Raw genomic sequence first — 25,513 nt, forward strand, 5'->3', positions numbered from 1 at the left:
TTTACGTGAACCGCGCTGGGCGGCGGAGGTCAAGGGTCAGCGGGAACTCGTCCGCAGGCTTTTCGGCGCGCAGGGAATAGGTGCCGGGGGTGTAATTATGCGGCACGAAGCGTGCAAGGCGGCGCGCCTCGGCCTCGTTGCCGTTGACCGGGAAGGTTTCGTAGTTGCGGCCACCGGGATGGGCGACATGGTAGGTGCAGCCGCCGATGGCCCGTCCGGTCCAGGTATCGTAGATGTCGAAAACCAGCGGAGCATGGACCGGCATCACCGGATGCATGCCGGAGGCGGGCTGCCACGCCTTGAAGCGGACGCCGGCGACGGCGCGGAACCCAATCTGGTGCAGAGGCACCTGGCGGCCGTTGCAGGCGACCCGGTAGCGGGCAGGATTAGCGGTTTCGAGGCTGACCTCCAAGCGCTCGACCGAGCTATCGACGAAGCGCACGGTGCCGCCGATGGCTCCCTGTTCACCCATGACATGCCATGGCTCCAGCGCCTGCCGAAGCTCGAGCTTGACCCCATCGGCTTCGACTTCGCCGCAGAAGGGAAAGCGGAATTCAAGCTGGGCAGCGAACCATTCGGGCTCGAGGTCGAAGCCGTGTTCGCGCAGATCGGCGAGGACAGAGAGGAAATCCTGCCAGACAAAAGTGCCCAGCATGAAGCGGTCATGCACGGCAGTGCCCCAGCGGGTGAGGTCGCCTGAGATCGGGCTTTTCCAGTAGCGGGCGATAAGCGCGCGTATCAGCACTTGCTGGGCCAGCGACATGCGTGCATTGGGCGGCATTTCAAAGCCGCGGAACTCGACGAGGCCCAGCCGTCCGGTGGGGCCATCGGGCGAATAGAGCTTGTCGATGCAGATTTCGGCGCGGTGGGTATTGCCGGTAACGTCCGTAAGAAGGTTGCGGAACAGGCGATCGATCAGCCAGGGCAGGGGCGCTTCGCCTTCGCCCGGCGCCGGGATCTGTGCCACGGCGATTTCGAGCTCGTAGAGGCTGTCGTGGCGGGCCTCGTCCATGCGCGGCGCCTGGCTGGTCGGGCCGATAAAGAGGCCCGAAAACAGGTAGCTCATCGAAGGGTGGCGCTGCCAATGCAGCACCAGCGATTTCAGCAGGTCCGGCCGGCGCAGGAACGGGCTGTCGTGCGGGGTGGCGCCGCCAACGACGACGTGGTTGCCGCCGCCGGTTCCGACATGCTTGCCGTCGATCATGAACTTGTCGGCGCCGAGGCGGCACTGACGGGCTTCTTCATAGACCGCTTCGGTGGTGGCGACACATTCGTCCCAGCTTGAAGCCGGGTGGATATTGACCTCGATGACGCCCGGATCGGGCGCGACGCGAATGTTGTTGAGGCGCGGATCGTGCGGCGGGCCGTAGCCTTCGAGATGGACGGGTTGGCCGATCTCTTTGGCGGAGGCTTCGGCAGCAGCCACAAGTTCGAGAAAATCCTCAAGCTTTTCGACCGGGGGGAGGAAGACGCACAGCCGGCCGTCGCGCAACTCGGCTGTCACGGCAGTGCGCACCTGGCCTTCGATTTCGCTCAGCACCTGTTCGGTGACATCCTGCTGTGCCGTGGCTGCAGTGAAGCCGGTGGTCGCCTGGGCCCGCGGTTCGGCTGCAAGTCCGGTGCGGGGCGCCTGTGGATCGGGCAGGGGAGCGCGCGGCGCGCCGGGATCAAGCGGGACGACATGGGGGAAGTCGGTGGATTTGAGATGCTTGAGCGAGCTCAGCGGCAGGCGATAGCCGGCCGGGCTGTCGCCGGGCGCGAGGAACAGCTTGCCGCGACGCGTCTTCCACCTTTCGGTCAGCCACGGGCTCGAGGCGATGGCGTTCCAGCGCTGCACCGGCAGAACATAGCCGGTGGGCGTGGTCAGCCCCCTTTCGAAAACCTTGGCGATACGGGAGCGCGCTTCAGGATCGGCGAGTTCGGAATTGGCGGGGTCGACATTGGCGGGGAGGTTGGCTTCCTTGAGCAACCACTCGCTGGGATCTTCATAAGCCTCGGCAATGGTTTCGCCGGTAATGCCGAGATTGCGCGCAAACGCCTCTAGGAAGCGACGGGCGTCATTCTGCGTGACGTTAGTCTCGACGCCTTCTTCGGCAATCAAGGCCGGATCGCTCCAGACCGGTTTACCGTCCAGGCGCCAATAGAGCGAAAAAGTCCAGCGCGGCAGAGTTTCCCCGGGGTACCACTTGCCTTGACCATGATGCAGCATGCCGTTGGTGGCGAAGCGCTCGCGCAGGCGGCGGATCAACTGGTCTGCCAACTTGCGCTTGGTGGGGCCGACGGCGCCGGCATTCCACTCGTCGGCTTCGAAATCGTCGATCGAAACGAAAGTGGGCTCGCCACCCATGGTCAGGCGGACATCGTTTTCGGCCAGCACCGCGTCGACCTTCTTGCCCAGGGCATTGAGGCGCTGCCAGCTTTCGTCCGAGAAAGGCTTGGTGATGCGCGGATGCTCGGCGACACGGGTCACCTTCATGTCGAAAGCGAAATCGACCTCGGCATAGGAGGCAAAGCCCGAGATCGGCGCGGCATTGCGATAGTGTGGCGTCGCGGCGAGGGGCACATGCGATTCGCCGGTGAGAAGGCCGGATGTCGGGTCGAGACCCACCCAGCCCGCACCGGGCAGATAGACTTCGCACCAGGCATGAAGATCGGTGAAATCGTGATCGGTGCCGGCCGGACCGTCCAGCGAAACAAGGTCGGGCTTGAGCTGGATCAGGTAGCCGGACACGAAGCGCGCGGCAAAGCCGAGGTGGCGCAGGACGTTGACCAGCAGCCAGCTTGAATCGCGGCACGAGCCCTTGGCATTGCCCAGCGTTTCGTCCGGCGTCCAGACACCGGTCTCGAGGCGCACGATATAATCGACATGGCGCTGGATCGAGGCGTTGAGCTCGGAAACGAAGATGACGGTGTTCTTGGGCGAACGATCGATGCCGTCCAGAAACTGCTGCAGCAGCGGCCCGGCGGGTTCGGCCTTGCGGTAGATCGAAAGGTCGTCGCGCAGGTCTTCGGGATAATCGAAGGGCCAGGTCTCGCCGCTCTCTTCGACAAAGAAATCAAAGGGATTGTAGACCGTCATGTCGGCGACGAGGTCGACTTCGATCTTGAGTTCGGTCACCGGCTCGGGAAAAACAAAGCGCGTCAGGTAATTGCCATAGGGGTCCTGCTGCACGTTGACGAAGTGCTCGGACGGGCTGACCCGGAGCGAATGGCTGAGGACCTTGGTCTTGGAATGCGGCGCCGGTTGCAGGCGGATAACCTGCGGCTGCAGAATGACCGGGCGATCATATTTATAGTGGGTCAGGTGATAGATAGCGGCTTTGATCGACATGCAGCGGCGTCGCTCGTTTCAGGCCACAAATTGACTTCCCGCGCAAAGCTTAGACGGGTTTGGCGGCGATGGATAGCGCCATCAGCTTGGCGAGGAGGCGATGCTTGAAAGCGCCGTACGGATGTCGCGTTCGGTGTCCTTGAGGTGGAGGCGCATGGCTTCGCCGGCACTGCGCGCATTGCCCGAGCGGATGGCGTCGAGGATGCGCTGGTGCGCGTCGATCGTGTCGCTCAGCGTGTGGCCACGATTGGTGTGTCCGTGGCGGCTGATGGCGATGCCTTCGCGCAAGGGCCCGGCCATGGCTTCGAACAGATAGCCAAGGACGCGATTGCCGCTGGCAAGGACGACCGCCTCGTGAAAGCCGACATCGAAATCGTGGAAGCGGGTTTCGCCATCGGGTTCTGCGGCGGCATCACGCATCCCCTGGAGGGCATTTTCGATGGCGGCGAGGCCGGCGCGGCTGGCGCGCTTGGCGGCAAGGGTCGCCGATTGTACTTCAAGCGACAGGCGCACCTCGACAAGATCAAAGAGCCCCTTGGAATCGCTGCGCATCATCGAGGCGAGAAAATCGGAAAAAGCGCTGCCATCGGGTTCGCGCACGGTGGCGCGCTTGCCGCGGGAGAGTTCCAGCAGGCCGCGCCCTGCAAGCAGCTTTACCGCTTCACGAACCGTCAACCGGCTGACGGCATATTGGCTGGCAAGCTCGGCCTCGCTGGGCAGGCTGGTGCCGGGCGTCATCTCAGTCAAAATCGCATTGGCCAGATGATCCGCAACCACGCTGGCGGCGCTGGACTGGTCCTGCCGTACGTCACTCATTTCAGGTTTAGTCGCTCCCAAAGGTATCAGATACCTTTTGGCGGACCGTCACCGTTGTTCGGTGCTTCTTGATCCGCACTCCCATACAAGACGCGCACCATATCCACGGCTTAGCGCCCCGACAACGGGGTAGGGCTGATTCTTTGGTGTTTGAAAATTAGTCAAACGGATGAGATGCGACTTTACAGACGTATCTGATTATCCTAGCGTCCGCGCCATGGGCTTGGGAGGTCCATGGCGGCACGCTGCCGTTTACGCCGGAGGAATTCATGCAGTTGCGAATGGCGAGGGGCCCTGGGGCATCCGCTGTTCATGTCGCGACCAGTTCGGGTTGCTTGGAAATCAACCGATCTGGTTGGTGTTCCCGGCTTCTTCTGGCTGCGGCTGCGTAGCTCGACCTGCTTCACCCCAAAAGACCACAACAACCATCTCGAAAAATCTAAGGGAGTCGAGACGTGAAGGTTCTTAAAACAATTGCGACGCTGCTGACCGCAGGTGCCGTTCTGGCCTCCGCGACTGCAGGCGCGTTCGCCCAGGACAAGGGCCAGATCGGCATCGCCATGCCGACCCAGTCGTCGCTGCGCTGGATCTCGGACGGCAACGAGCTCAAGACCGCTCTTGAAGGCCTCGGCTACACCGTCGACCTGCAGTTCGCAGAAGACGACATTGCCAACCAGCTCTCGCAGATCGAAAACATGGTCACCAAGGGCGCCAAGGCTCTCGTGGTTGGCTCGATCGACGGCACCACGCTGTCCGCCGTGCTGCAGCAGGCTGCCGATGCCGGCATCAAGGTCATCGCTTATGACCGCCTGATCCGCGAAACCCCCAATGTCGACCTCTACACGACCTTCGACAACTTCCAGGTCGGCGTGCTCCAGGCGAACAGCCTCGTGCAGGGTCTTGAAGAACGCTTCCCCGACGACAAGCCGTGGAACGTTGAACTGTTTGGCGGCTCGCCGGACGACAACAACGCCTTCTTCTTCTATGACGGCGCAATGTCGGTTCTGCAGCCGATGATCGACGCTGGCGACATCGTCATCAAGTCCGGCCAGACTGGCATGGAACAGGTCGGTACGCTGCGTTGGGACGGTGCTGTTGCCCAGGCTCGCATGGACAATATCCTTTCCGCCAACTACTCGGACGGCACCCGCGTCCACGGCGTTCTGGCTCCCTATGATGGCCTCTCGCGCGGCATCATCTCGTCGCTCCGCGGCGTTGGCTACGGCTCTGCCGACCTCGCATGGCCGATCATCACCGGCCAGGATGCCGAAGCACCGTCCGTCAAGGCAATCATTGCCGGCGAACAGTATTCGACCGTCTACAAGGACACCCGTGAACTGGCTCAGCGCACCGCTCAGCTGGTCGACACCCTCCTCACCGGCGGCACGCCGGAAGGCCTCGACACCACCACCTATGATAATGGCGTGAAGGTTGTTCCCTCGGTTCTGCTGACCCCCTATTCGGTCGACGCAACGAACTACCAGGAACTGGTTGTCGACTCGGGTTACATCAAGGCCGAAGACCTGCAGTAATCACTGCTCGGCTCAACGATCGGGGCTCCGCGGCGACGCGGGGCCCTTTTTGAAATTTTGCAACGGCCTCATGGTGGTGTTTCCAGCGAGGTCAACGGAGTGACAGGGTCAGCATGACCAAGACCATTCTGGAGATGCGCAGCATCACCAAGACCTTTCCCGGCGTAAAGGCGCTCTCGGACGTCAATCTGGACGTGCGTGAGGGCGAGATCCACGCCATCTGCGGCGAGAACGGCGCGGGAAAATCCACGCTGATGAAGGTGCTGAGCGGCGTTTATCCGCACGGCTCCTATGACGGGCAAATCTTTTACAACGGCGAAGAGCAGCATTTCCGCTCGATCCGCGACAGCGAGCACAAGGGCATCGTCATCATCCATCAGGAGTTGGCGCTGGTTCCCATGCTTTCAATCGCCGAGAACATCTTTCTGGGCAATGAGCAGGCCAAGAGCGGCGTGATCGACTGGGACGAGACGCGCGATGGCGCGCGCAAGCTGCTGCGCATGGTCGGGCTCTCGGAAGATCCCAACACGCTGGTCACCAATATCGGCGTCGGCAAGCAGCAGCTAGTGGAAATCGCCAAGGCTTTGTCCAAGCAAGTGCAGCTGCTGATCCTCGACGAGCCGACGGCGTCGCTGTCGGAAAAGGACAGCCAGGCGCTGCTCGACCTGCTGCTCGAGTTCAAGAAGCAGGGCATTACCTCGATCATCATCAGCCATAAGCTCAACGAAATTGCCCGCGTCGCGGACCGCGTCACCGTCATCCGCGACGGTCGCGCCATCGAGACGATGGATACGGACCAGATCACCGAAGACCGTATCATCACGCTGATGGTGGGTCGTTCGCTCGACGATCGGTATCCCTCGCGCGTGCCGCAGATCGGCGAGACGATCCTCGAGGTCAAGAACTGGTCGGTGTTCCACCCGATGCATCGCGACCGGCAGATGATCAAGAACATCAACATCACCCTGCGCAAGGGCGAAGTTGTGGGCATTGCCGGGCTGATGGGCTCGGGACGCACCGAATTCGCGATGAGCCTTTTCGGTAAGTCCTATGGCCAGAAGATCACCGGCGAGGTGCTCATGCATGGCAAGAAGATCGATACCTCGACCGTCGGCCGGGCCATCGAAAACGGCATTGCCTATGCTACCGAAGACCGCAAGACCTATGGTCTGAACCTTATCGACCACATCAAGCACAACATTACCATTGCCAATCTGCCCGGCGTCAGCCGGATGGGCGTGATCGATGACCTGACCGAGCTCGATGCAGCCAACGACTACCGCAAGCGCACCAATATCCGCTCGTCGAGCGTCTACCAGACGACGGGCAACCTCTCAGGCGGCAATCAGCAGAAGGTCGTGCTGTCCAAGTGGCTTTATGCCAATCCGGAAGTGCTGATCCTCGACGAGCCGACCCGCGGCATCGACGTGGGAGCCAAGTACGAGATCTACACGATCATCAACGAACTTGCGGCACAGGGTAAGGCGATCCTCGTCATTTCCTCGGAAATGCCGGAGCTGCTTGGCATCACCGACCGCCTTTATGTAATGAACGAAGGCCGCATCGTGGGCGAGATGCCCACAAGCGAGGCGAGCCAGGAGAAGATCATGCGCTCCATCGTGCGCGCTGAAGGAAAAGCATCATGACGACCGAAACTGCACCGACCGGCGCCATCACCGCCCCGGCCAAGGGCTCCGAAATGACCCTCATCGGCGCATTGCGCGCCAATATGCGCGATTATGGCCTGCTCCTGGCCCTGATCCTGATCATGATCTTTTTCCAGTATTTCACCAATGGCGTGCTGTTCAAGCCGGTGAATCTGACCAACATTATCCTGCAGAACAGCTACATCATCGTGATGGCGCTGGGCATGCTGCTGGTGATCGTCGCCGGTCATATCGACCTTTCGGTCGGCTCGGTCTCAGGCTTTGTCGGTGCTCTTGCCGCCATGCTGATGGTCGGCTGGCGCTTCCCGCCCGAATTCGCCTTCCTTGCCAATCCCTTCGTTGCCGGCGCCATTTGTCTCGTGGTCGGCGCAGCGATAGGCGCGGCGCAGGGCTGGCTGATTGCCTATTACCGTATTCCGGCTTTCATCGTGACGCTGGCCGGCATGTTGATCTTCAAGGGCCTGTCGCTCGCCATTCTCGCCGGCAAGTCGGTTGGTCCGTTCCCGGCCGAATTCCAGCTGCTGTCGGCTGGCTTCATTCCCGACGTCATTGGGCCGACCGTGCTTTCGCCGGCCGTTGCTGCCGTGCCTGCCAGCGACGGCGTCGCTGCTGTTGCTGCCGTTCCGGCCGTGACACTCCACACTACGACCATGGTCATTGCCGTCATCGGCATCTTGGCCATGATCATCTTCTCGATGCGGACCCGTTCGCGCCGCAAGTCGCGTGGTTATGACGTCGAGCCGTTCAGCCTGTTCATCATCAAGAACGTCGTTATCACGGCGCTCGTCCTGTTCTTTGCCTATATGCTGGCAACCTATCGCGGCCTGCCCAACGTGCTCGTCGTCATGGGCGTCCTGGTCGCGTTCTTCGTCTTCCTGACCAAGCGCCTGACCTTTGGCCGCCGCATCTATGCGATCGGCGGCAACCTCAAGGCTGCCTCGCTTTCGGGCATTAAGACCGAGCGCGTGACCTTCTACATCTTTGCCATCATGGGTGCACTCGCGGCCCTTGCCGGCATGATCTATGCGGCTCGCCTCAACTCGGCGACGCCCAAGGCCGGCCAGGGTCTCGAGCTCGACGTCATCGCGGCCGTGTTCATCGGCGGCGCTTCTGCACTGGGCGGTGTCGGCCAGGTCGCGGGTGCCGTGATCGGCGCCTTTATTCTGGGCGTCATGAACAACGGCATGTCCATCATGGGCATCAACATCGACCTCCAGCAGATGATCAAGGGCGTGGTGCTGCTCGCCGCCGTGTTCTTCGACCTCTACAACAAGAACAAGTCGGCCTGATCAGTCGGGCTCTTCGAAACAAGGCCGCCGGGGAAACCCGGCGGCCTTTTTGTTTGCGCCAACGCCGTTATGTAACTATGTAAGTTACATATATTGGAGTTGCGAATGACGTCCTTCAATCACATCGCCCACAGCTATGCCGAAGGTCCGCCCAAGCAGGTGCCGGCGATGGTGGGCCTACATCGGATGATGCGCCTTTTGCTTGAAGAGCGCGTGCCTGTGACTGGCCGCGTGCTGATATTAGGCGCAGGCGGGGGAATGGAGCTCTCTGCCTTTGCCGAGGCGCAGCCCGGATGGCGCTTCGATGGGGTCGACCCATCGGCCAAAATGTTGGATGCCGCGCGAGAAGCGACCAAGGCTTGGTCCGATCGCATCAGCCTCCACGAAGGCAAGATCGACATCGCGCCGGAGGGACCGTTCGACGGCGCGACCTGTCTCCTCGTCATGCACTTCCTGCCGCGCGACGAGCGGATACAAACCCTTCGTGAGTTGCGGCAGCGGCTGACGCCGGGCGCGCCCCTTGTCGTGGCGCATCTGAGCTACGATCAGGATGAAGACAGCCGCCAGCGCTGGTCGAAGCGCAACGCGGCCTTCAGCGCATCCAACGGCATGGACCCCGTGATGCTCGAAAATGGTCGGCAGCGGATGCTTGAGATTTTGCCGATTCTTTCGCCGCACGACGACATCGCTTTGCTGAAGGACGCCGGCTTTACCGGTGTCGAACTCTTCTACGCCGCCTTCGGCTTTCGCGGGTGGGTAGGCTATGCCGGTTGATTACTCAGCCGGTTCCGCCTGCGCGTTGACCGCGTCAAGTTCGCGTTCGAGCCGGGCTTCTTCCTCAACCTTCGGCTTGGAGAAGCGGGCGAGAAGGAGGTAGGCGACCGGGGTAAGATAGAGCGTCGAGATGGCCGCAAAGCTGAGGCCGCCGACGATCACCCAGCCGAGCGCCGCACGGGCCTCGGCGCCGGCACCGGAGGCGAGGACCAGCGGCACGCCACCCAGAATGGTGGCGATCATGGTCATCATCACCGGCCGCAGGCGGATGTTAGAAGCTTCCTCGATGGCCTCGCGCACAGATCGGCCCTGATCGCGCAGCTGGTTGGCAAATTCGACGATCAGGATGCCGTTCTTGGCCATGATGCCGACCACGAGGACGAGCCCGATCTGCGAGAAGATGTTGAGGCTGCCGCCAGTCAGGAGAATGGCATAGAGCCCTGCCGCCACGCCGAAGGGCACGGTGGTCATGACGATGATGGCGCTCCAAAAACTTTCAAATTGTGCGGCCAGCACCAGAAGGATGATGATCAGCGCAAAGCCGAAGGTCAGCAGCAGGGCATTGTTGGCGTCGCCCAGGGTCTTGGCTTCGGCCAGCGGCAGGAGCGACGTGCCTTCGGGCAGGATGGGCGCCGCGATCTGCTGCAGCTGGGCATAGGCATCGCCCAGCGCTAGGCCTTCTTCGAGGCTTGCCGAAACGGTGACGGCGCGGCGTTGCTGCTCGCGGCGCAGGGAGGGCGGCACGGCAGATTCGGCGATGGTGGCGATCGTCGACATCGGCACGTAGCGGCCGTCGCCGGTGCGCACGAAGAGCGTTTCAAGATCGCGCGGATCGTTGATCGGGTTGGTGGTCGACACTATCCGAACAGAATAGCTGGTGTCGTTGATGAAGATATTGCCGACATCGGCGCCGTCGATCATGGCCTGCATCGTGGTGGCAAGGCCGTTGATGTCGATACCCAGGGCGTCGGCTTGCGCACGATCGACGGTAAGGGTCAGCTGCGGTTGGGTGGTGTCGAAGTTGACACTGACGCGGCCGAAACGGCCGTCGGCTTCCAGCGCTTTGGCAATGGTGTCGGCCGTGTCGGCCAGCACCTGATAATCGGAGCCGGCGACGGCAAACTGGAGGCCCGAGCCGCCGCCACGAATGCCAAGGCTATTGCCCTGCCGCACCGAGGCGCGGACACCGGGAACCTGCGCCATGAGCGCGGTGATCTCGGTGGCAATCTCTTGCTGGCTGCGATCGCGCTGGTCCCAGGGCGCCAGGCTCAAGGTCATGTTGCCGCCATTGCCCCAGCCGGAGAGCACGAAAAGCGATGTGGCTTCGCCGCTATCGATATAGGGCTGCAGCATGGCTTCGACCTGGCCGAGCCGGGTGCGCACGAAATCAAGGCTCACCGTGTTCGGCGCTGAAACGCCGACATTGATGACGGACCGGTCTTCGGGCGGGGTGATTTCCTGGCGCAAATTGCCGAAGACGAAATAGGCGGAGCCGGCAAACAGCACGGCAATCAGCAACACGACCACCGGATTGCGCAGCGCAACGCCCAGCGTGACCCGATAAACGGCGCCGAAAGCGTGGCCGATTGCACCGAAAATGTTGCCGCGCTTGGGCTTGCCGGCATCGTCCTTCAAAAATCGTGACGCAATCATCGGGCCCATCGACAGGGCGACCACCGAGGAAAGCAGCACGGCGATGGCGAGGGTGAAACCGAACTCGCGGAAGAGCTGGCCGGTCTGCCCATCAAGGAAGGACAGCGGAATGAAGACGGCAGCGAGGGTCAGCGTCGTGGCGACCACGGCAAAGAACACTTCCTGCGTGCCGAGCACGGCGGCAGCGCGGGGTCCGGCGCCCAGATGTTTGCGGCGAACGATATTTTCGAGGACGACGATGGCGTCGTCGACGACGAGACCGGTGGCCAGAACCAGCGCCAAAAGGGTGATGATGTTGAGCGAAAAGCCCGCCGCATACATGCCGCCGACGGCGCCGAGCAGGGCGATGGGCATGGAAATGGCCGGCACGATGACGGCGCGCCAATCGAGCAAGAAGAGGTAGATGATGATGATGACGACGACCAGCGAGACGATCAGCGCCACCTCGACCTCGTGCAGTGCCCCTTCGATGAAGATGGCTTCGTCGCTGGAGATGACCACGTTGACGCCGGCAGGCAGCGTCTCGTTGAGGCTATCGACCGCCGCGTGAACGGCCTCGGAAATGGCGATTGTGTTCGATTGCGCCTGGCGCACGATGCCAAGGCCGATGCCGGGCTTGCCATCCGCCCTTATCGCGGACGTGCTGGCAGCGGCGTCGAAAACGACGGTCGCGACGTCACCCAGGAGGGTGCGGCCGTCGCCGACGGGCAGGCGCTCGAAATCGGCGGGCTCGGTGACTTCGGAAATGGCGCGGACAGATATGTTCTGGTTCGGGCCGTTGATGGATCCTGCCGGCGCGTCGAGCGCAATGGTCGAAACGGCATTGCGGATATCGGCGACGGTAAGGCCGCGGCTCGCAAGTTTGACCGGATCGACGTCGATCTCAAAGCTCGAGGCGCGGGTGCCGTAGACCTGAACTTCCGCCACGCCCTCTATGGAGCCAAGCCGTTCCGCGACCACGCCTTCCACCACTTCGGTGAGTTTGGCGACGCTGACCGTGTCGGAGGTCACGGCGAGCTGGATAATGGCCTGGGCATCGCTGTCGGCCTTGAAGATCGTCGGCTCCTCAGCGCCGTCCGGCAGGCTGCGGGTCACGCGGCTGAGGGCGTCGCGAACATCGGAAGTGGCGATGTCAAGATTGGTGGACTCGGAGAATTCGAGCGTGACGCGGCTCGACCCCACGGATGAGCTCGAGGAGATGGCAGTAACGCCCTGCACACGGGCAACTGCGCCTTCAACCGTGGCGGTGATCTCGCGGTCGACTGTTTCGGCGGCGGCACCGGGGAAACTGGTGGAAATCGAGAGCACCGGGCTTTCGACGCTGGGCAGTTCGCGCACTTCCACGGCAAGCAGGGCGGCAAGGCCGGCGACCATGATCAGGGCGTTGATGACGATCGCCATAACGGGGCGCCGCACGAACAGCGTCGCCAAGGTGCCGCCACGTTCGTTCTTGGTCGCGATCGACATGGCGCTCTCCTAGCTCTGCGGGGCGGCGGGAGGACGCTGCCCGGCTTGCTGCGTCTCGCCGGCGCCCGGCCCATCGAGGACGGTAACTTCAGCACCCTCGCTCAACTGCAGGATGCCTTCGGTGATGATGGCGTCGCCCGGTTCGAGATCGGCGCGCACGAGAACGCCGTCGCTGTTGCGCTGGACGATCTCGGCCATGACGCGGGCGGCTTTGCCATCCTGGTAGGCCCAGACATAGGAGCCTTCGGCAGACCAGAGGAGGGCGAGGGGATTGACTGCCGGATATTGCTCGCCGGGGAAAGCGACGGACACGGCAAAGCTCATGCCGGCCCGCAGGACCCCATCGGGATTGGGGATTTCGGCCTGCACCTGCATGGTGCGGCTGGCGGGATCGATGCGGTTGTCGATCGCTGAAATGTCGCCGCTGAACTTCTGGCCGGGCAGGGCGACGGCGGCAACATCGACCGGCATGCCGGTTTCGAGCTGACCGGCATAACGCTCGGGCACCCAAAAATCGATCTGGATGGTGGAGGTGTCGTCCACGGTCGTGACGGCAGTTTGTGCACCGACATAGTTGCCCGGGGTGACGCGGATCAGCCCGACTTCGCCGGCGATGGGACTGGTTATGGTGCGGCGCTCAAGTGCCAGTTCCGCATTGCGGAGCGCCAGTTGGGCATTGGCATTGGCCAGTTCGGCAGCGTTGAGGGCGGTGGTCGCGACGAGGCTGCTGTTCGCAAGACCTGAGGTGCGCTCGAGCGTAGCGGCAGCGTCTTCGGCGGCAAGGCGGGCCTGTTCGAACTCGATCTGCTCCGCTTCGGCTTCAAAGCGGGCAATGACGTCGCCGGCTTGGACGGTCTGGCCAGGCCGCACCAGGACTTCGGCCAGCGTGCCAGCGGCGGGCGCCATCACGGTGACGGAACGGGCAGGGGTGCCTTCGCCGATGGCGTTCAGCGTATCGTTGATGGTGGCCATCACGACTTCAGTGGTGACCACATTGTTGGCGCGAGCGCCGCCAAAGCGCTGGCCACCGGGGCCACCTCTGCCTGGTCCTGGTGCGGCAGCTGTTTCGGCGCCGACCGCTGGTCCGAAGGGCAGCACGATGCCCGCTCGGGCCAGTGTCTCCGGGGCGCCGGGGACGAGGAAAAGCCAGGCCACACCGGCGGCGACCAGAATAAGGAGCGAGGCCAACAACTGCCGGATCAAGCCAAACCTCTGAGCAGATTAGAAAAGCTGGCGAAAGGGTAGCAGCGGTCGGCGTTCGGGGACACTTACAATGTCGTAATGAACCCTCAGCTTTCGATTTCGGCATCGGGGTGGGCGCCCCATTCGGTCCAGGAGCCGTCATAGACGGCGACGTTTTTGGCGCCGGCCTGCTCAAGGGCAAGCGCGAGCGTGACCGCAGTGATGCCGGAGCCACAGGAGGTGACGATCGGCTTGGTGAGGTCGACGCCACGGTCGGCAAAAATGGTCCTAAGCTCCTCAGGCGACTTCAGTATTCCGTCTTCGCTCAGCAGCCCGACCGGGACGTTGAGGCTATTGGGAATGTGGCCGCCCTTAAGGCCCGGGCGGGGTTCGGGAACTTCGGCATGGAAGCGGGGAGCCGGGCGCGCGTCCACGATCTGGGCAGAACGGGTGCGGCTGGTTTCGGCGACGGCGTCGAAATGGGTCACCGCATCGGGATCGAACTCGGCATCGAAATCGACGCGCTCGCGCCTGACCAATCCGGCTTCGATGGGGCGGCGCTCGGCCCGCCATTTGGGGCCACCGCCTTCTAGAATATAGACATTTTTGGCGCCGAAAGTGCGGAAGGTCCACCAGACGCGGGGGGCGCTCTGCAGGCCGACTTCGTCATAAACGACAATGGTCATGGTCTCGGAAATGCCGAGGGCACCGACGGCTCGCTCGAAATCGGCCGGGGCGGGGAGCATGTGGGGGAGGTCGGTGGTGGGATCGGCGATGCCGTCGATGTCGAAGAAGACGGCGCCGGGGATGTGGCCGTCGAGATATTCGGCCTGCGCGTTGCGGCTGGCGGTCGGCATGTGCCAGGAGCCATCGACTACTACCAGATTGGGATCATTGATGTTTTCGGCCAGCCAGGCAGTGGTGACGAAAGGCTGATCCATGCGCATTTCTCCTGGCGTCGTGGGCGGCAAGCTCCCATGAGGCCGGGTAGAGTGCAAGCCTAGTTTGGCAGAACTAAGAGGTCGCGGGAGGTGATGTGGACGGTGACCTGATCGCCGCGAGAAGGTGGAGTGGACTGGTCGTTGAAGGTGTCGATATGAACCGGCGTGCCGGCAAGATCGACATTGAGGCGGACCACGGCGCCGAGGAAATTGACGTCCGTAATCGTTGCCGGGAGCGCGATATCGGTGCCGTTTTTTGGTGCGAGGCTTAGCATTTCCGGGCGAAGTGCTAGCACACTGCTAGCGTTTGCTACGGTGCCCTGCGGAAAGATGCCGGCGGGCAGCAAATTGAGCTGGCCGACGAAGGTCGCGGCGAAGCGAGAGGTTGGTTTGTTGTAAATCTCGTGCGGCGTACCCAGCTGTTCGATGTTGCCCGCGTTCATGACGACGATGCGATCGGAAATCGACAGCGCTTCTTCCTGGTCGTGGGTGACGAAGACGGTGGTGATGCCGAGGTCCTGCTGGATGGCGCGGATTTCCTGGCGGAGGGAGACGCGGATCTTGGCGTCTAGCGCCGAGAGGGGTTCGTCGAGAAGGAGGAGGCGCGGCTTGGGGGCGATGGCGCGGGCTAGGGCGACGCGCTGCTGCTGGCCGCCGCTCATTTCGTACGGGAAGCGCTTTTCGAAACCGGGCAGCCCGATGAGCTTGAGCATTTCCTCGACGCGGGCGCGGCGCTGGTCGGCGGGCATTCCCGCGATCTTGAGACCGAAGCCGATGTTATCGCCGACGGTGAGGTTCGGAAAGAGGGCATAGGCCTGGAACACCATGCCGAGCTGGCGCTGGTTTGGCTTGAGGCTCGTGATGTCCTTGCCATCGACACGGATGGCGCCGGAGGTGGGGCGCTCGAAGCCGGCGATCATCCGCAGGATCGTGGTCTTGCCGCAGCCGGAGGGGCCGAGCAGCGATATGAACTCGCCCTTGTCGAACCCAAAGCTGGCGCCCTTGACGACGGTGTTGGTGCCAAAGGTTTTGACGAGATTTTCGATTTCGAGAAAGGCGGCCATGTCAGTCGGTCCGGACGGAGGTGCGAGGGGCAAAGCGGCCGAGCACGTTGATCATGCCCATGGCGCCCCAGGTGATGATGAAGGAGATGATGGCCAAGGCCGCGGGCTCATAGGCGCGATTGGTGCCGATACCGACAAGGTAGGGGCCGAAGGCCGGGCGGTTGAGCAGCGAGGCAATGGTGAATTCGCCAATGACGATGGCGAAGGTCAAAAAGGCGCCGGAAAGGATGGCGACGAGGATGTTGGGCAGGATGATCTGCCCGATGATCTGGAGCTGGTTGGCGCCGGCGATTTGCGCGGCTTCGGTCAGGGTGCCGATATCGATGGTACGCATGCCGTTATCGACGGCGCGATAAATGAAGGGCAAGGCGAGGGTCACATAGGCGCAGGTCAAAAGTACGTCGGTGCCGAGCACCGAGCCGGTGAAGGGCAGGAACGAGCTCGAGCCGTAGAGGCGAATATAACCAAAGACCAGGACCAGCGCGGGGATGACCAGCGGCAGAAGCGTCACGAATTCCATGAAGGGCCGGAGCCAGGGCATGCGAAGGCGGACGAAGTAAACGGCGGGCACGACGACGAGGATGCCGACCACGATGGTGAAGAGCCCGATGACGATGGAGTAGCCAAAACTGGCGGCAAATCTCGGGTCGGAGAAGACCGAGGCATAGGCATCGAGGCTATATTCGCCGCGGCGCATGCGCAGCGAAAACTCGAAGGTGGCCAGCAGCGGCACGATGAAGTAGGCGGCGCCGAGGCCGAAAACCAGCCAGGCCCAGAACTTTTGCGTTTTCATTTCATCCACCTTTCGGCGCGGGCAGCGACCACGAGGTAGATGATGTTGGCCAGCGAGGTGATGACGATCATGCCCAGCGCCAGCGCCGCGCCGAGGCCTGGGTTCTGCAGGGCGTCGCCGCGGATCTGGTTGTAGAGCAGGACGGTCACGATATTGAGGTTCGAGCCGGTAAGCGCCCAAGCGGTGGCGATGGCGCCGAAGCCTGAGGCAAAGAGCAGCGACAGCGTTCCGAGCACAGAGGGCCAGAGGATGGGCAGGCCGACATAGCGCCAGAATTGCCAAGTGGAAGCGCCGAGGGTTTGCGCGGCCTCGTTCCATTCCTTCTTCAGCCCGTCCACGGCTGGCGCGATGGTCAGCATCATCAGCGGGATCTGAAAATAGAGATAGGTGATGGTGAGGCCCCAAAAGGAAAACAGGTTGAAGCCAGAGCGGTAGATGTCGATGCCGAAGACGGTTCGCAAAACGATGGTCGCAAGACCGAGGCGCCCGAGCGTGGCAATGAAGGCAAAGGCCAGAGGCACGCCAGCGAAATTGGAGGCAACGCCGGAAAAGGTCATGACGGCGGAGCGCAGCGGCGCTGGCAGGCGGCCGCGGATGATGGCAAGGGTGACGGCAAGGCCGATCAAAGTGCCGAGGATGGCGGAGGCGCCGGAAACGCGAATCGAGATCCAGTAGGCGGAAAGAATTTGCGGGGTGAAAAGCCCGGCGATGTTTTCAAAAGTGAAGTTGCCGGTGCGATCGGTGAAGGCTGCGGACACGATGCCCAGCGTGGGCAGGAAGAGGAAGAGGACGGCGAAAAGGATGAAGGGGGCGACGGCGAGGGCGTCCCAGGGGATGCGGCGGGTTGAGGGTGGCTGTGCTGTCGGCATCTTATGAACTTTGAGGTTGTCGAAAGGCCGACACCCCCTCCCTACCTTCGCTAAGGTCCGTCGGACCTAAGCTTCGGTGCCCTCCCCTCAAGGGGGAGGGTGGGAGTGGTGAGTGTGCGAGATCGTGCCAAATGCTGGATGTGGCTCCTCCCCCTTCTGCAGGGGGGAGGTTGGGTGGGGGTCGAGGCGCTTATTGAACGCTTGCGCCGACGGTGGAATCCCAGCCGCCCGTGATCGTCGCCTTGTTGGCGTTCTGCTCTTCGATCGTCGGGAACACGGCCTTGGCGTAGTTGTCGGCGGCCGGGAGCTTTTCCATCAGCTCGGCGGGCAGGGTGCCGGCTTCGCTCATGGCGTTGAAGCGGATCGGGTGGCAGTAGCCTTCGAGCCAACCAAGCTGACCTTTGTCGGAATAGAGGTACTCCATCCAGAGTTTTGCCGCGTTGGGATGCGGCGCATGCGCCGAAATGGCCTGGACGTAGACGCCGGCGACAACGCCATCCGACGGCACGACGACTTCGATCGGCGGGTTGCTGTTCATGTTGTCGCGGGCGGCGAGGAGGTTGTAGTCCCAGTTGATGGCAATCGGGGTCGTGCCCTGGGCGATGGCGGCGGCTTCGGCATCGACGGGGACGAAGTTGCCCTTTTCGTTCAGCGCCTTGAAGAATTCGAGACCGGCCTGTGCGGCGCCAGCCTGGTCGCCCGCGGCAAGGCCAGCGGCAAAGACGGACATGATGGCGTTGTTGGCCGTACGCGGGTCACCGGCCAAGGCGACCGAATTGGCGAACTCGTCCTTCTGCAGATCTGCCCACGATGCCGGGTTGTCGCCGGTCACGATGTCCTTATTGATGCCGAAGGCGAGGACGCCATAATAGTCGCCATACCAGAAGCCGTCGGCATCCTTGGCGTCGTCGGGGATCTCATCCCAGGTCGAGACCTTGTAGGCCTGCAGCAAGCCTTCATCCTTGGCCTGCGGGCCGAAGGCGAGACCGATATCGAGCACGTCTGGGGCCTGCGGGCCGGTATTGCCGATATTGGCGCGGACGGCTTCGAGCTCATCGGCCGAACCGGCATCGGGGTTCAGTTCATTGACGGTAATGCCGGGATACTTGGCCTTGAAACCCTCGATCACGCCACCATAGTTGCACCAGGAGTGGGGCAGGGCGATGGTGGTGAGCTGGCCTTCGGCCTTGGCGGCTTCATAGAGCGCGTCGAGGTCGGCCTGGGCGAATGCGGGGGCAGAAAGGCTCAACACGCTCAGAAGCGAGACCGAAGCGGTGAGCGCGGACTTGAAGGTCATGGTTATGACTCCCTGATGACGTTCGCCTCAGGTCTTGATGCCGGGCGAACGGCGAGGGAGTATTGCGGCTGCGTGACGGGTAGATGAAGCTGGTGTGACAGCGGGATGACGGCCCAATTGCCGCTATTCACGAACCCTGGTCGAGCTTTCGCGCAGCACCAATTCCACGGGCCATAGCTCGTGCACTTCCTCGAGGGGCTTGCCGGCAAGCACCTGGGTGATGAGGTCCGCGATCCTCGCGCCCGCCTGGCGGATGGGGGAGCGCGTGGTCGACATGGTGGGGTACATGTTGTCGGCATTGAGATAGGGAAAGACGTCGTCGTGGGCGATCATCGACACGTCGGTACCCAGTTCGAGGCCGGCCTGGCGGATGGCGCGGAAAACGCCGAGCGCTGTCATCATCGAGCCGGCGAGAAAAGCGGTGGGCGCAGGGCGCCGGGCAAGCATGGCTTGCGCCGTTCGGAATGCGGCTTCGTCGGTGAATACACCATTGGCCATGAGGCCACGGTCCGGCGTCAGGCCGCGGTCGGCAAAGGCGGCGCAATAGCCCTGCTCGCGATGCTCGGCGAAGGTTTGCCCGCGCAGGCCGTTCAGCAGCGCGATGCGGCGGTGACCAAGATCGAGAAGATGCGAGGTGGCGCGTTCGAGGGCGCCGGCATTATCGATATCGAGCCAGGCGACGGGATGGCCGATCTCGGTGCGGCCGTGGAGCACGAAGGGAATTTTGAGCTCGAGCAGCAGTTCGGCGCGCTCGTCGCGCGTCGTCGGCGAATGAAGGATGACGGCGTCGACCTTCTGGCTCGCCGCCAGACGGCGATAGGCGGCAAGTTCTTCGGCGTGGCTGGCAACCGTCGCAACCAGCACATCGATCTCCTGCGCCGCCATGTGCGAGCCGACGCCGGACAAGAATTCGGACATGTGCGGACCCAGCTCATCGGCGCCGCGCAGCACGAGGCCGATGGCGCCGGCCCGGCCGGTGGCAAGGCGCAGGGCACTGGCATTAGGGCGATAGCCGAGCGCGTCGGCTGCATTGGCGACGCGGCGGCGCGTGGCTTCGTTGACCTCCGGATAGCCGTTGAGCGCCCGGGACACGGTGGTTTGCGACAGGCCGAGATGCTCGGCGAGATCTTTCAGTCTCATGCGCGTTTTGGTCCTGGCGGCGTGCCGAGCAGGAAGGTGGAACCTCCTTTGAGCTTCAACATTGCCGTCAAAACAGGCGGCTCGCCCTATTGCGGGTCGAGCGCGCTCCCTCCTCCAGTTGGGGCATTCAAAGCGATTTCAAATTTTCGCGCAAGAGGGCAGAAGCTGGTCTTTTGTCCTGAGGTGCGTACCTCAAGATCAAAATGCTAAAAGTTAACGCGCATGCGGCCACTACTTTAATAAGTCATTGAAATGGCTTGTATTTCAAGTTTTCGCACAGGCAAATTCTAAAAATCGTAGCCGGTGCCGCTTGACAGAAAATCGCCCCTCTGGTTCTTTTCTTTTCAAAGCGCTTTAAAACCTCGGGCATGAACCGGTGGTTAGGGGCTTTGGCGGGGGAGGAGAAGAGGTCGGGCGCAAGGCGCCGGGACCGTCCGCACATGCCTCTCCCGTGCATGATTTCACTGGGAGGTTTTTAATGACTCTGAAGAAACTGATCGTCGGCATGCTGGCCAGCGTGACGCTGGTGGGCGGCGCTGCCCAGGCAGCCGAGCTCTCTATCGTATCCGGCGACACCGGCAATGGCTTGCAGTTCCTGCAGGCACAGCTTGAAAAATTCACCGCCGAGACCGGCCACACCGTGACCGTGGTGCCGATGCCCTCGTCGACCACCGACCAGTTCGGCCAGTATCGCCTGTGGCTCGCCGCCGGCAACACCGACATCGACGTCTATACGACAGACGTGATCTGGGCGCCGCAGCTGGCCGAGCACTTCGTCGACCTTTCGGCCGCTGCTGCCGATGTTATCGGGGACCATTTCCCTTCGATCATCGAGTCGCAGACCGTCAACGGCCAGCTCGTTGCGCTGCCCGCCTATACCGACGCGCCCGCCCTATTCTACCGCAAGGATCTGCTCGAAAAGTACGGCAAGGAAGTGCCGACGACCTGGACCGAGCTGCGGGAAACCGCGACCGAAATCATGGAAGGCGAGCGCGCCGAGAACCCCGACATGTGGGGCTTCGTGTTCCAGGGCAATGCCTATGAAGGCCTGACCTGCGATGCCCTCGAATGGGTCAAGTCCTATGGCGGCGGCCAGATTGTGGAAGCCGACGGCACCATCTCGATCAACAACGAACAGGCTGTCGCCGCGCTCGAGGAAGCTGCAAGCTGGATCGGCACCATCGCGCCGGAAGGCGTCCTCGCCTATGGCGAAGAAGAGTCGCGTGGCGTCTGGCAGCTCGGCAATGCCGTGTTCATGCGCAACTGGCCCTATGCCTATGCCCTGGGTGAAGCTTCGGACTCCGCCGTTGCCGGCAAGTTCGACGTGGCGCCGCTCCCGGCCGGCGAAGGCCCGGAAGCCCGTTCGGCTGCAACGCTTGGCGGCTGGAACTATGCCGTTTCCAAGTATTCGGAAGATCAGGAAGCCGCGATCGAACTCGCCATGTTCCTGACCTCGGCTGAAATCCAGAAGGTTCGCGCCATCGAGCAGACCAACCTGCCGACGATCGAAGCGCTCTATGACGACGCCGAGATCGCCGAAGCTGCGCCGATCATCCCGAACTGGAAGGAAATCTTCCAGAACGCGGTGCCGCGTCCGTCCGCACCGACCCAGGCCGACTACAACGAGACCTCGTCGCTGTTCTGGTCCGCTGTCCACAACACGCTTTCGGGCAATGGCTCGGCTGCCGAGAACCTCGAAGTTCTTGAAGCCGATCTCCAGGACCTGCTGCAGTAAGCGTCACGATCCGGCGGGGTGGGCGGCAGGTTTCCTGCTGCCCGCCTGCCTTTGTCGATCCTGGGAGGGGACAAGCACATGGCCACCGAAGCATTGGCGTCACCCGTTGCGCCGCCCGTGAGGAGGGCCAGGTCCGAACTGATGCAGCAGCGCGTGCGCGCCGCCCGCTGGTTCCTCCTTCCCATGATGATTGCGCTGGCGGTCGTGGCCGGTTGGCCCCTGCTGCGCTCGATCTGGTTTTCGTTCACAGATGCCTCGCTGAACAATCTTTACGGCGCCGAATGGGTCGGCTTCGGTAACTACCTGCGCTGGCAGGTGCTCGAAAGCTCGGGTCAGGTGCGTTTCCGCGGTGTGCTGGCCGATCCGGCATGGTGGAACGCGGTGTGGAACACCGTGCGCTTTGCCTTCTGGTCGGTGCTTTGGGAGACCGTGCTCGGCATGATCGTAGCACTGGTGCTCAATGCCGAGTTCAAGGGACGCGGCATCGTTCGCGCCGCCATCCTTATCCCCTGGGCCATTCCCACCATCGTTTCCGCCAAGATGTGGAGCTGGATGCTTAACGATCAGCTCGGCATCATCAATGACCTCGGGATCAAGCTTGGTCTCTTGAGCCAGAAGGTGGCCTGGACCGCTTCCGCCGATACGGCGATGACTGCAGTGCTGGTGGTCGACATCTGGAAAACGACCCCGTTCATGGCGCTTTTGATCCTGGCCGGCATGCAGATGATCCCCAAGGACATCTACGAGGCGGCTGAGATCGATGGCGTCCACCCGATCAAGCAGTTCTTCCGCATCACCTTGCCGCTGGTGCGTCCCGCCCTGATGGTGGCGATCATCTTCCGCGTGCTCGATGCCCTGCGCATCTTCGATCTCATCTATGTGCTGACGCCCAATTCGGCGGCCACCAAGACGATGAGCGTGCTCAGCCAGGAAAATCTCTTCCAGTTCGATAATTTCGCGGAAGGCTCGACACAGTCGACGCTGCTATTCGTAATCATCGCGCTCTTCACCATCCTCTACATCTGGCTTGGCCGCGTGAATTTTGACGGGGGAGATCGCTGATGGGCAGCACCATCAATCTTTGGAAGCTCACCAAGTCTGCGCTGTTCTACCTCCTGGTGGCAGTGATTGTCGTGATCGCGGTGTTCCCGTTCTACTACGCGATCATCACGAGCTTTAAATCCGGCACGGACCTGTTCCGCATCTCCTATTGGCCGACCTCGCTCGACTTCAGCAATTATCGCGAGGTGCTGTTCAGCCCCGGCGGTCAGTTCCCGCGCAATTTCCTCAACTCGGTCTTCGTCGCATCGCTGACCGTGATCCTGGCGCTGTTCCTCGCCGTTACCGCAAGCTTTGCGCTCAGCCGCGTGCGCTTCCGCGGTCGCTCGCTGTTGCTGATGACCATTCTCGCCGTTTCAATGTTCCCGCAGATCGCGGTTCTCGCGGGTCTCTTCGAACTGATCCGGTTCCTCGGCATCTACAACACGCCCTGGGCGCTGATCTTCTCCTACACGATCTTTACGCTGCCGTTCACGGTCTGGGTCTTGACCACCTTCATGCGCGACCTTCCGGTCGAGATCGAGGAAGCGGCGATCGTCGATGGCGCAACGCCCTGGGTGATCATCACCCGCGTGTTCATGCCGCTGATGTGGCCGGCGCTGGTGACTACCGGTTTGCTCGCCTTCATCTCGGCCTGGAACGAGTTCCTGTTCGCGCTGACTTTCACCTCGTCTAACGCCACCCGCACCGTGCCGGTCGCCATCGGGCTCCTGTCCGGCGGGTCGCGCTTTGAAATTCCGTGGGGCCTGATCATGGCCGCATCCGTCATCGTCACCGTGCCGCTCGTGGTGCTGGTGCTTGTTTTCCAACGTAAAATCGTCAGCGGCCTCACCGCCGGCGGCGTCAAGGGTTAGGCAAAATGGCTGCAATTGAGCTTCGCAACGTTCGGAAATCCTTTGGCGCCGTAAACGTCATCAAGGGCGTCGACCTCGATGTGCGCAAGGGCGAGTTCATGGTGTTTGTCGGGCCTTCGGGCTGCGGCAAGTCCACGCTGTTGCGCCTGATTTCGGGGCTTGAGGAAATCACCTCCGGCGACATGCTGTTCGATGGGCAGCGGGTCAATGACCTGGCGCCGTCCAAGCGCGGCATTGCCATGGTGTTCCAGTCCTATGCGCTTTATCCGCATATGACGGTCTACGAGAATATGGCTTTCGGGCTGACGCTCGAAAAGGGCAAGGACAAGGAAGAGATCCGCCGCCGCGTCGAGCGCGCTGCCGACATGCTGCAGATCCGCCAATATCTCGATCGCCTGCCCAAGCAGCTTTCGGGCGGTCAGCGCCAGCGCGTTGCCATCGGCCGCGCCATTACCCGCGACCCCAAGGTTTTCCTTTTCGACGAGCCGCTGTCGAACCTCGATGCCGCCCTGCGCGTGGCGACCCGCATCGAGATCGCCAAGCTCCACGAGGAAATGGACAATGTCACGATGATCTACGTGACCCATGACCAGGTGGAAGCCATGACCCTGGCCGACCGCATCTGCGTGTTGCGCGATGGTCTGGTGGAGCAGGTCGGCACGCCCATGGAGCTCTATGAGCATCCCAATTCGGTGTTCGTCGCCGGCTTTATCGGGTCGCCCAAGATGAACTTCATTTCCGGCGACAAGGCTGTCGCCTATGGCGCCGATACGGTCGGTATTCGTGGCGAGCACATCACCATCGTGCCGGAAAACGGTACCTGGAGCGGCAAGGTCATTCACACTGAAAATCTTGGCGCCGACTCCTACGTCTATCTTGAAATGGGCACTGAAGAGCCGGTGGTCGTTCGGCTCGATGGCATCAACACCTATAAGAGCGGCGACGTCGTGCAGATTTCACCCATGCCGGACAAGGTCCATCGCTTCGATAGCGCCGGCAAACCAATCCACTGACCCATTTCAAGCTGGCGGTCTTCGGACCGTCATCTTTTCGTTCAAGCGTTGCATGCCGTTCAGGCGGGAACCTCTGTTGAAAAGCGGGGTTCCCGTTTTTACGGGGCTGCCACGAAGATAACCGGACCCTCCTCCCCTCCTTCTGTTTCCTGGGGGTCCTCATCTTAGGAGACTACCAATGCCGATCCGTACCCTGGTCTGGGGCGAAAACGTCCACGAGCAGACGAACAAGGTCGTTGCCGAAAATTATCCCAACGGCATGCACAACCAGATCGCCAAGCTGTTGAGCGAAGACTCAAATCTGTCGATCAAGACCACGACTCTGCAGGAGCCAGAGCATGGGTTGACCGAAGCCGTTCTGGCCGAAACCGACGTCCTGCTCTGGTGGGGCCACAAGGTCCACGACGAAGTCGACGATGAAGTCGTCAAGCGCGTGCAGAAGCATGTCTGGCAGGGCATGGGCCTCCTGGTTCTCCATTCCGGCCACCACTCCAAGATCTTCAAATCGCTGATGGGCGCTCCGGCAAACCTGCATTGGCGCGAAGCGGGCGAGCGCGAGCGCCTCTGGGTCGTCAATCCTGGCCACCCGATCGCCAAGGGCCTGCCGCCCTATTTCGAACTCGAATACGAAGAAATGTATGGCGAGCCCTTCACCGTGCCGGAGCCGCTGGAAACTGTGTTCGTCTCCTGGTTCCAGGGCGGCGAAGTGTTCCGTTCGGGTCTCACCTATCGCCGCGGCGCGGGCAATATCTTCTACTTCCGTCCGGGCCACGAAACCTACCCGACCTATTATGACGCCAATGTCGGCAAGGTGCTCCGCAATGCGGTCAACTGGGCTTATAACGGCGACCGCCATGCGCATCTGCTGAAGGCTCCGAACACGCCCGTGGCCGAAGCGATCGAAAAGATCGAAGAACGCGGCGCAAAGCTGAGCGCGTCCGATCATGCCGGTCAGGTGAAGAGCTAGTCCGAAGCCAATCGAGGCTCCCGCCCGGGAGCCTCTTTTCGCATGGTCACGATGCAGGGAAACCCGCTTG

The 25,513-nt window shown here is 62.1% G+C and carries 19 protein-coding genes; 9 read left to right on the plus strand and 10 right to left on the minus strand.

Annotation, left to right across the window (positions count from 1 at the left end; genetic code table 11):
• Nucleotide 1 precedes the first annotated feature (1 nt).
• On the minus strand, nucleotides 2-3,331 hold the full coding sequence (locus tag JI748_RS01940) for a transglutaminase family protein (RefSeq protein ID WP_201634496.1): 3,330 nt from the start codon (nucleotides 3,329-3,331) through the stop codon (nucleotides 2-4).
• 81 nt (nucleotides 3,332-3,412) lie between these two features.
• On the minus strand, nucleotides 3,413-4,147 hold the full coding sequence (locus tag JI748_RS01945) for a FadR/GntR family transcriptional regulator (RefSeq protein WP_164534533.1): 735 nt from the start codon (nucleotides 4,145-4,147) through the stop codon (nucleotides 3,413-3,415).
• Nucleotides 4,148-4,602: 455 nt separating this feature from the next.
• On the opposite strand from JI748_RS01945, the gene chvE reads away from it, so the two are divergent.
• From chvE to JI748_RS01965, 4 genes are all read left to right on the plus strand, one after another.
• On the plus strand, nucleotides 4,603-5,679 hold the full coding sequence (gene chvE, locus JI748_RS01950; RefSeq protein ID WP_201634499.1) for a multiple monosaccharide ABC transporter substrate-binding protein: 1,077 nt from the start codon (nucleotides 4,603-4,605) through the stop codon (nucleotides 5,677-5,679).
• Between the two features lie 113 nt (nucleotides 5,680-5,792).
• Complete coding sequence (mmsA, locus tag JI748_RS01955; protein WP_201634502.1) at nucleotides 5,793-7,325, plus strand: multiple monosaccharide ABC transporter ATP-binding protein; 1,533 nt, start codon at nucleotides 5,793-5,795, stop codon at nucleotides 7,323-7,325.
• 53 nt (nucleotides 7,326-7,378) lie between these two features.
• Nucleotides 7,379-8,635 (plus strand): multiple monosaccharide ABC transporter permease, encoded by a 1,257-nt coding sequence (gene mmsB, locus JI748_RS01960; protein ID WP_233280652.1) that lies wholly within the window; start codon nucleotides 7,379-7,381, stop codon nucleotides 8,633-8,635.
• A 105-nt stretch (nucleotides 8,636-8,740) separates the two neighbouring features.
• The gene (locus JI748_RS01965; RefSeq protein ID WP_201634506.1) at nucleotides 8,741-9,409 is read left to right on the plus strand and encodes a class I SAM-dependent methyltransferase; all 669 of its coding nucleotides are present in this window, start codon (nucleotides 8,741-8,743) and stop codon (nucleotides 9,407-9,409) included.
• Here the strand turns inward: JI748_RS01965 and JI748_RS01970 are convergent, their stop codons facing one another.
• The 8 genes from JI748_RS01970 to JI748_RS02005 all read right to left on the minus strand — a co-directional run bounded on the left by JI748_RS01970 (nucleotide 9,410) and on the right by JI748_RS02005 (nucleotide 19,815).
• On the minus strand, nucleotides 9,410-12,529 hold the full coding sequence (locus JI748_RS01970) for an efflux RND transporter permease subunit (RefSeq protein WP_201634509.1): 3,120 nt from the start codon (nucleotides 12,527-12,529) through the stop codon (nucleotides 9,410-9,412). It abuts the gene before it with no gap.
• A 9-nt stretch (nucleotides 12,530-12,538) separates the two neighbouring features.
• A complete protein-coding gene (locus JI748_RS01975; protein WP_201634512.1) occupies nucleotides 12,539-13,732 on the minus strand; it encodes an efflux RND transporter periplasmic adaptor subunit in 1,194 nt (397 codons plus the stop codon).
• 86 nt (nucleotides 13,733-13,818) lie between these two features.
• Complete coding sequence (sseA, locus tag JI748_RS01980) at nucleotides 13,819-14,652, minus strand: 3-mercaptopyruvate sulfurtransferase (RefSeq protein ID WP_201634515.1); 834 nt, start codon at nucleotides 14,650-14,652, stop codon at nucleotides 13,819-13,821.
• A gap of 59 nt (nucleotides 14,653-14,711) precedes the next feature.
• Nucleotides 14,712-15,716 (minus strand): ABC transporter ATP-binding protein, encoded by a 1,005-nt coding sequence (locus tag JI748_RS01985; RefSeq protein ID WP_201634520.1) that lies wholly within the window; start codon nucleotides 15,714-15,716, stop codon nucleotides 14,712-14,714.
• 1 nt (nucleotide 15,717) lies between these two features.
• The gene (locus tag JI748_RS01990; RefSeq protein ID WP_201634523.1) at nucleotides 15,718-16,509 is read right to left on the minus strand and encodes an ABC transporter permease; all 792 of its coding nucleotides are present in this window, start codon (nucleotides 16,507-16,509) and stop codon (nucleotides 15,718-15,720) included.
• On the minus strand, nucleotides 16,506-17,378 hold the full coding sequence (locus JI748_RS01995; protein WP_201634526.1) for an ABC transporter permease: 873 nt from the start codon (nucleotides 17,376-17,378) through the stop codon (nucleotides 16,506-16,508). Before JI748_RS01995 ends, JI748_RS01990 begins: the two co-directional genes overlap by 4 nt.
• A 190-nt stretch (nucleotides 17,379-17,568) precedes the next feature.
• A complete protein-coding gene (locus JI748_RS02000; protein ID WP_201634529.1) occupies nucleotides 17,569-18,675 on the minus strand; it encodes an ABC transporter substrate-binding protein in 1,107 nt (368 codons plus the stop codon).
• 123 nt (nucleotides 18,676-18,798) lie between these two features.
• Entirely contained in the window at nucleotides 18,799-19,815 is a 1,017-nt protein-coding gene (locus tag JI748_RS02005; protein ID WP_201634532.1) for a substrate-binding domain-containing protein, read from the minus strand.
• Between the two features lie 478 nt (nucleotides 19,816-20,293).
• On the opposite strand from JI748_RS02005, the gene JI748_RS02010 reads away from it, so the two are divergent.
• The 5 genes from JI748_RS02010 (at nucleotide 20,294) to JI748_RS02030 (ending at nucleotide 25,443) form a co-directional block, all read left to right on the plus strand.
• Nucleotides 20,294-21,550 (plus strand): ABC transporter substrate-binding protein, encoded by a 1,257-nt coding sequence (locus JI748_RS02010; RefSeq protein WP_201634535.1) that lies wholly within the window; start codon nucleotides 20,294-20,296, stop codon nucleotides 21,548-21,550.
• 141 nt (nucleotides 21,551-21,691) lie between these two features.
• A complete protein-coding gene (locus tag JI748_RS02015; protein WP_233280590.1) occupies nucleotides 21,692-22,612 on the plus strand; it encodes a carbohydrate ABC transporter permease in 921 nt (306 codons plus the stop codon).
• Entirely contained in the window at nucleotides 22,612-23,463 is an 852-nt protein-coding gene (locus tag JI748_RS02020) for a carbohydrate ABC transporter permease (RefSeq protein ID WP_201634541.1), read from the plus strand. Before JI748_RS02015 ends, JI748_RS02020 begins: the two co-directional genes overlap by 1 nt.
• A gap of 5 nt (nucleotides 23,464-23,468) precedes the next feature.
• Nucleotides 23,469-24,476, plus strand: coding sequence for an ABC transporter ATP-binding protein (locus tag JI748_RS02025; RefSeq protein ID WP_201634543.1), 1,008 nt, complete (start codon nucleotides 23,469-23,471; stop codon nucleotides 24,474-24,476).
• A 178-nt stretch (nucleotides 24,477-24,654) separates the two neighbouring features.
• Nucleotides 24,655-25,443 (plus strand): ThuA domain-containing protein, encoded by a 789-nt coding sequence (locus JI748_RS02030; protein ID WP_201634546.1) that lies wholly within the window; start codon nucleotides 24,655-24,657, stop codon nucleotides 25,441-25,443.
• Nucleotides 25,444-25,513 lie beyond the last annotated feature (70 nt).

Source organism: Devosia rhizoryzae, from assembly GCF_016698665.1.
Lineage (GTDB): Bacteria > Pseudomonadota > Alphaproteobacteria > Rhizobiales > Devosiaceae > Devosia > Devosia rhizoryzae.

Excerpts from the sequence above, each read along its gene's own strand:
- JI748_RS02010 (WP_201634535.1), top strand. The coding sequence starts at position 20,294 with ATGACTCTGAAGAAACTGATCGTCGGCATGCTGGCCAGCGTGACGCTG.
- JI748_RS02030 (WP_201634546.1), top strand. The coding sequence starts at position 24,655 with ATGCCGATCCGTACCCTGGTCTGGGGCGAAAACGTCCACGAGCAGACG.
- JI748_RS02005 (WP_201634532.1), bottom strand. The coding sequence starts at position 19,815 with ATGAGACTGAAAGATCTCGCCGAGCATCTCGGCCTGTCGCAAACCACC.
- JI748_RS02015 (WP_233280590.1), top strand. The coding sequence starts at position 21,692 with ATGCAGCAGCGCGTGCGCGCCGCCCGCTGGTTCCTCCTTCCCATGATG.
- JI748_RS01995 (WP_201634526.1), bottom strand. The coding sequence starts at position 17,378 with ATGCCGACAGCACAGCCACCCTCAACCCGCCGCATCCCCTGGGACGCC.
- JI748_RS01945 (WP_164534533.1), bottom strand. The coding sequence starts at position 4,147 with ATGAGTGACGTACGGCAGGACCAGTCCAGCGCCGCCAGCGTGGTTGCG.
- JI748_RS02020 (WP_201634541.1), top strand. The coding sequence starts at position 22,612 with ATGGGCAGCACCATCAATCTTTGGAAGCTCACCAAGTCTGCGCTGTTC.
- JI748_RS01985 (WP_201634520.1), bottom strand. The coding sequence starts at position 15,716 with ATGGCCGCCTTTCTCGAAATCGAAAATCTCGTCAAAACCTTTGGCACC.
- JI748_RS01970 (WP_201634509.1), bottom strand. The coding sequence starts at position 12,529 with ATGTCGATCGCGACCAAGAACGAACGTGGCGGCACCTTGGCGACGCTG.
- JI748_RS02000 (WP_201634529.1), bottom strand. The coding sequence starts at position 18,675 with ATGACCTTCAAGTCCGCGCTCACCGCTTCGGTCTCGCTTCTGAGCGTG.
- JI748_RS01990 (WP_201634523.1), bottom strand. The coding sequence starts at position 16,509 with ATGAAAACGCAAAAGTTCTGGGCCTGGCTGGTTTTCGGCCTCGGCGCC.
- mmsB (WP_233280652.1), top strand. The coding sequence starts at position 7,379 with ATGACCCTCATCGGCGCATTGCGCGCCAATATGCGCGATTATGGCCTG.
- JI748_RS01940 (WP_201634496.1), bottom strand. The coding sequence starts at position 3,331 with ATGTCGATCAAAGCCGCTATCTATCACCTGACCCACTATAAATATGAT.
- sseA (WP_201634515.1), bottom strand. The coding sequence starts at position 14,652 with ATGGATCAGCCTTTCGTCACCACTGCCTGGCTGGCCGAAAACATCAAT.
- JI748_RS02025 (WP_201634543.1), top strand. The coding sequence starts at position 23,469 with ATGGCTGCAATTGAGCTTCGCAACGTTCGGAAATCCTTTGGCGCCGTA.
- JI748_RS01965 (WP_201634506.1), top strand. The coding sequence starts at position 8,741 with ATGACGTCCTTCAATCACATCGCCCACAGCTATGCCGAAGGTCCGCCC.
- mmsA (WP_201634502.1), top strand. The coding sequence starts at position 5,793 with ATGACCAAGACCATTCTGGAGATGCGCAGCATCACCAAGACCTTTCCC.